7 protein-coding genes are annotated in these 4,175 nt (G+C 71.7%); 6 read left to right on the forward strand and 1 reads right to left on the reverse strand.

What is annotated here, in order from left to right; translation table 11 throughout:
• Positions 1 to 814 (reverse strand): murein hydrolase activator EnvC family protein (locus C667_RS20830; RefSeq protein ID WP_004381871.1); only part of this gene is annotated, 814 nt, incomplete at its 3' end.
• Between the two features lie 200 nt (positions 815 to 1,014).
• Here C667_RS20830 and C667_RS20835 point away from each other — a divergent pair.
• The 6 genes from C667_RS20835 (at position 1,015) to C667_RS20860 (ending at position 4,139) form a co-directional block, all read left to right on the forward strand.
• Positions 1,015 to 1,344: an ArsR/SmtB family transcription factor gene (locus C667_RS20835; protein WP_004381873.1), complete on the forward strand. Its 330-nt coding sequence runs from the start codon at positions 1,015 to 1,017 to the stop codon at positions 1,342 to 1,344.
• 31 nt (positions 1,345 to 1,375) lie between these two features.
• Entirely contained in the window at positions 1,376 to 1,792 is a 417-nt protein-coding gene (locus C667_RS20840) for a rhodanese-like domain-containing protein (RefSeq protein ID WP_004381874.1), read from the forward strand.
• Positions 1,793 to 1,794: 2 nt separating this feature from the next.
• Positions 1,795 to 2,064: a glutaredoxin 3 gene (grxC, locus tag C667_RS20845; protein WP_004381875.1), complete on the forward strand. Its 270-nt coding sequence runs from the start codon at positions 1,795 to 1,797 to the stop codon at positions 2,062 to 2,064.
• A 101-nt stretch (positions 2,065 to 2,165) separates the two neighbouring features.
• Positions 2,166 to 2,642 (forward strand): protein-export chaperone SecB, encoded by a 477-nt coding sequence (gene secB, locus C667_RS20850; protein ID WP_004381876.1) that lies wholly within the window; start codon positions 2,166 to 2,168, stop codon positions 2,640 to 2,642.
• Between the two features lie 10 nt (positions 2,643 to 2,652).
• Complete coding sequence (locus C667_RS20855; protein ID WP_004381877.1) at positions 2,653 to 3,150, forward strand: SH3 domain-containing protein; 498 nt, start codon at positions 2,653 to 2,655, stop codon at positions 3,148 to 3,150.
• A complete protein-coding gene (locus C667_RS20860) occupies positions 3,138 to 4,139 on the forward strand; it encodes an NAD(P)H-dependent glycerol-3-phosphate dehydrogenase (RefSeq protein WP_211207739.1) in 1,002 nt (333 codons plus the stop codon). The genes C667_RS20855 and C667_RS20860 overlap by 13 nt, the downstream gene beginning before the upstream one ends.
• Positions 4,140 to 4,175: the final 36 nt, after the last annotated feature.

Below are 4,175 nucleotides of genomic sequence, written 5' to 3' on the forward strand. Positions count from 1 at the left end.
CGCGGCGCTCGGCCTCGCGCTGCTCCGCTTCACGGCGCGCGGCCTCGCGGGCGGCGGCCAGGCGCGCGCGGCGGGCGAGGGTTTCGATGAGTTTGCCGAGGCGCTGCTCGTCCTGCTGCAGCGCGTCGACCTCGGTCTTCTTCGCCTTCAGCTCGCGGTTCACCTCGGCGAGCGCGACCTTGCGCCGCGACTGCTCGGTCTGCAGCTGCTGCTGGCGGCCGCGCTGCTCGCGCTCGAGCGTGGCGAGGCGATCGCGGCGCTGGACGATCTCGTCGGCGCGGCGCCGGGTCTCGGCGAGGTCGGTGCGCAGGCCTTCGATGAGCTCCAGGCGGGCACGGCCGAGGTGCTCGAGGTAGTGCGCGTCGCGCACGAGCTGGTTCGGGTCGCGCGCCGACAGCAGCGGCGCCACGCCGTCGGCCGCGCCGTGCACGTAATGGCGCCGCACCCAGTCGGCGAGCTCGCCACGACGCGCGTCGATGCGCGCGGCGGTCTCGCGCTGCTCGCCCTCAAGCACCGCCAGCTGCTTCTCGGCCCCCTTGCGCTCGCCCTCGATGCGGCCGAGCTCGCGCACCGCGCGCGACACCGCGCGCTCGGACTCGACCAGGGCCTTCTGGGCGGTGCTGCGCTCGGCCTCGGCCTTCGCCATCTCGTCCTGCAGCTCGCGGATGCGCTGCTTGAGCTCGTCGAGGTCGGAGCGCCGCTCGGCGATCTCACCGCCGGCTTGGGCAAGCGCGGCGGTGGGTACGGCGCCCAGGGCGACGAGCGTGGCGAGGCACGCGCCGGCGATCAGCGGGTTCAGGCTTCTGGGTGACAACGGGGGTGGAGTCCGCGGAAGGTTGCGAGTGAAGATCCGGACAGGACCGGGGAGGGAGCGGGGCGATGCGATGAGCGCGGGCGATGCGATGAACCGGCCCGGAACGGAGCCCGCTGCGCCGCACCTCCGGACACGAGATCTCTCATGCATCGGAACAACGCGTTATTTTATACTAGCGCTTTGATTCTGCCGGCCCCATCGTGGACAAAGACGCAATCACCACCCTGATCGACAAGCACGAACACATCGAAACCGCCGCGCGCGCGCTCAAGGCGATCGCACATCCCTTGCGCCTCAAGATCCTCTGCGTGCTCGGCAGCGGCGAGGAATGCGTGCAGGACATCGTCGACGCCGTGGGCACCTCGCAGAGCAACATCTCCCAGCATCTCGCCATCCTGCGCGACAAGGGCGTGCTGCAGACGCGCAAGGACGCGAACCGCGTCTATTACCGCGTCGGCGACGAGCGCACCCTGCAACTGATCGTGCTGATGCGCGAGGTCTTCTGCGCCCCAGACGCGGACGAACGCTGATCCCACCCCCCGCAACCGGAGCACCCCCCTAGTGGAATTCCTGCAACAGAACTGGTACTGGGCCGCGCTCGCCGCCGCCTCGGGCACCTGGCTCATGGTCGAGCTCATCCGCAGCCGCGGCGACGACACCCAGCTCTCGCCAGTCGAGGCGACGCTGCTCATCAACCGCGAGGACGCGATCGTCCTCGACGTACGTGAACAGGGCGAGTACGCCCAAGGCCACATCCCCAATGCCCGCCACATCCCCGCCGGCGAGATGGAGCGCCGCAGCAAGGAAATGGAGAAGTGGAAGGACCACCCGGTCATCCTGTGCTGCGCCACCGGCGCGCGCTCGAACAGCGCCGCGGGCACGCTGCGCAAGGCCGGCTTCAACCGCATCTACAACCTGCGCGGCGGCATGATGGAGTGGCAGAAGGCGGGGCAGCCCGTCAGCCGCAAGAGGAAATGAGCATGCAGCCCCTGATCCGCATGTACGCGACCGCGACCTGCCCCTACTGCATCCGCGCCGAGCAGCTGCTGCTCGACAAGGGCGTGGGCGGGCTGGACAAGATCCGCGTCGACCTCGACCCCTCGCGCCGCGAGGAGATGATGAAGCTGAGCGGGCGCCGCACGGTTCCGCAGATCTTCATCGGCGACTACCATGTGGGCGGCTGCGACGATCTGTTCGCCCTCGAGCGCGCCGGCAAGCTCGACCCGCTGCTGCGCGGCGAGGCTGCCTGAGCGCGGTTGCGCGCCCGAGCAGGTCCCGCAGCCGCCCCGATCTCCCCTTTCCTTTCGCGGTCGCAGGTGCGACCGCACCCAACCCAACCGGAACCCGATTCATGAGCGAAAACGCCCAACCCGTCTTCTCGATCGAAAAACTCTACGTCAAGGACCTCTCGGTCGAGGTGCCGGGCGCCCCGCAGATCTTCCTCGAGCGCGAGACCCCGCAGGTCAATGTGCAGTTGCGCACCGAAGGCCAGGTGGTTGAGGAAGGCGTGTATGAGGTCACCCTGACCGTCACCGTCAATGCCCGCATCGGCGAGGACCGCAACCTCTTCCTGGTCGAGGTGGCCCAGGCCGGCATCTTCCAGATCCGCAACCTCCCCGAGGGCGAGCTCGAGCCGGTGATGATGATCGGCTGCCCCAACATCCTCTTCCCCTACGCCCGCGAGGCCGTGTCCGACGCGGTCACCCGCGCCGGATTCCAGCCGGTGCTGCTGTCGCCGGTCAATTTCGAGTCGCTCTACCAGTCGCAACGCCAGCAGGCCATCCAGCAGGCGGTCGAGCAGGCCTCCGGCGAAGTGCCCATCCAGTGAGGCTTCCCGCATGAAGCGCGCGCGCCGTCCGTCCCCGCAAACCCTGCCGGCGCCGCTCGGGCGCGCGCTCCTGAACCTTGCCGCGCTGGCCACCCTGGGCGGCGCGGCGCTCCCGGTCGCCGCGCAGGCGATCGAATACCGCTCCGTCGGTGCTGCGGCCTTGCTGCGAGCACAGCCCGCGACGGACGCCGAGGCGCTGTACCGCCTGCGTCCCGGCACGCCGGTCGAGATCGTCGTGCGCGAGGACGGCTGGCTGCGCGTGCGCGACCCCGAGGGCGGCCTCGCCTGGGTCGAGGGCAGCGCGCTCAGCACACGCCGGATGGTCATCGTCACCGCGGAACGCGCCCTCGTGCGCCGCGCGCCGGCAGAGTCGGCCGCGCCCGCCTTCGAGGCCACGCGCCACGTCGTCCTTGAGCTGCTCGAACCCGCCAGCCAGGGCTGGGCGCGCGTGCGCCACGTCGAAGGCTTCGAGGGCTTCGTGCGCGCCAGCGAGGTATGGGGACTGTGAGCCGCTGCCGCATCGCCGTATTCGGCGCGGGCGCCTGGGGCACCGCGCTCGCCCAGGCCTTCTCCGCCAGCCACGACGTGGTGCTGTGGGGCCGCGACCACGACCAGCTCGCCGAGATCGCCCGCATCCACGAGAACACCCGCTACCTGCGCGGCGTGCGCCTGCGCGACGCGCTCGCAGTCGAGCCCGACTTCGCGCGCGCCGCCGTCGCTGCCGACCTGCACCTGGTCGTCACCCCGCTCGCCGGCCTGCGCACCACGGTGCGCGAGCTGCGCCGGCTCGCCCCTGGGCGCGCCCTGCTGTGGGCGTGCAAGGGCTTCGAGGCCGGCACCGGCAAGCTGCCGCACGAGATCGTCGCCGAGGAGTGCGGCGCCGGGGCCGCCAGCGGCGTGCTCACCGGCCCGAGCTTCGCCGCCGAGGTCGCGCGTGGCCTGCCCGCCGCGATCGCGCTCGCCGCGCACGACGCCGACTTCGCCCGCCACTGGGTGGGCGTGCTGCATCAGCCGCGCCTGCGCATCTACGCCAACACCGACCTCGTCGGCTGCGAGGTCGGCGGCGCGGTCAAGAACGTCATGGCGATCGCCGCCGGGGTCTCCGACGGCATGGGCTTCGGGCTCAACGCGCGCGCCGCGCTGATCACCCGCGGCCTCGCCGAGATTGCCCGCCTCGCGCGCGCGCTCGGTGCGCGCGGCGAGACCCTGATGGGCCTGGCCGGCATGGGCGACCTCATCCTCACCTGCACCGGCGACCTCTCGCGCAACCGCCGCGTCGGCCTCGCGCTGGCCGAAGGCAAGGGCCTGGCCGACATCCTGCGCGAGCTCGGCCATGTCGCCGAAGGCGTGTCGACCGCACGCGAGGTGGTCGGGATCGCGCGCCGGCGCGGCGTCGAGATGCCGATCTGCGAGGCCATCGACGCCCTCCTCCACCACGGCCTCGACGCGCGCGGCGCGGTCGAACGCCTGCTCGCGCGCGATCCGCGCGAGGAGTGAGCCGCCGCGCCCGCGGCCGCCCCGCGCGCGCGACTC

It is taken from the genome of Thauera phenylacetica B4P, from assembly GCF_000310225.1.
GTDB lineage: Bacteria > Pseudomonadota > Gammaproteobacteria > Burkholderiales > Rhodocyclaceae > Thauera > Thauera phenylacetica.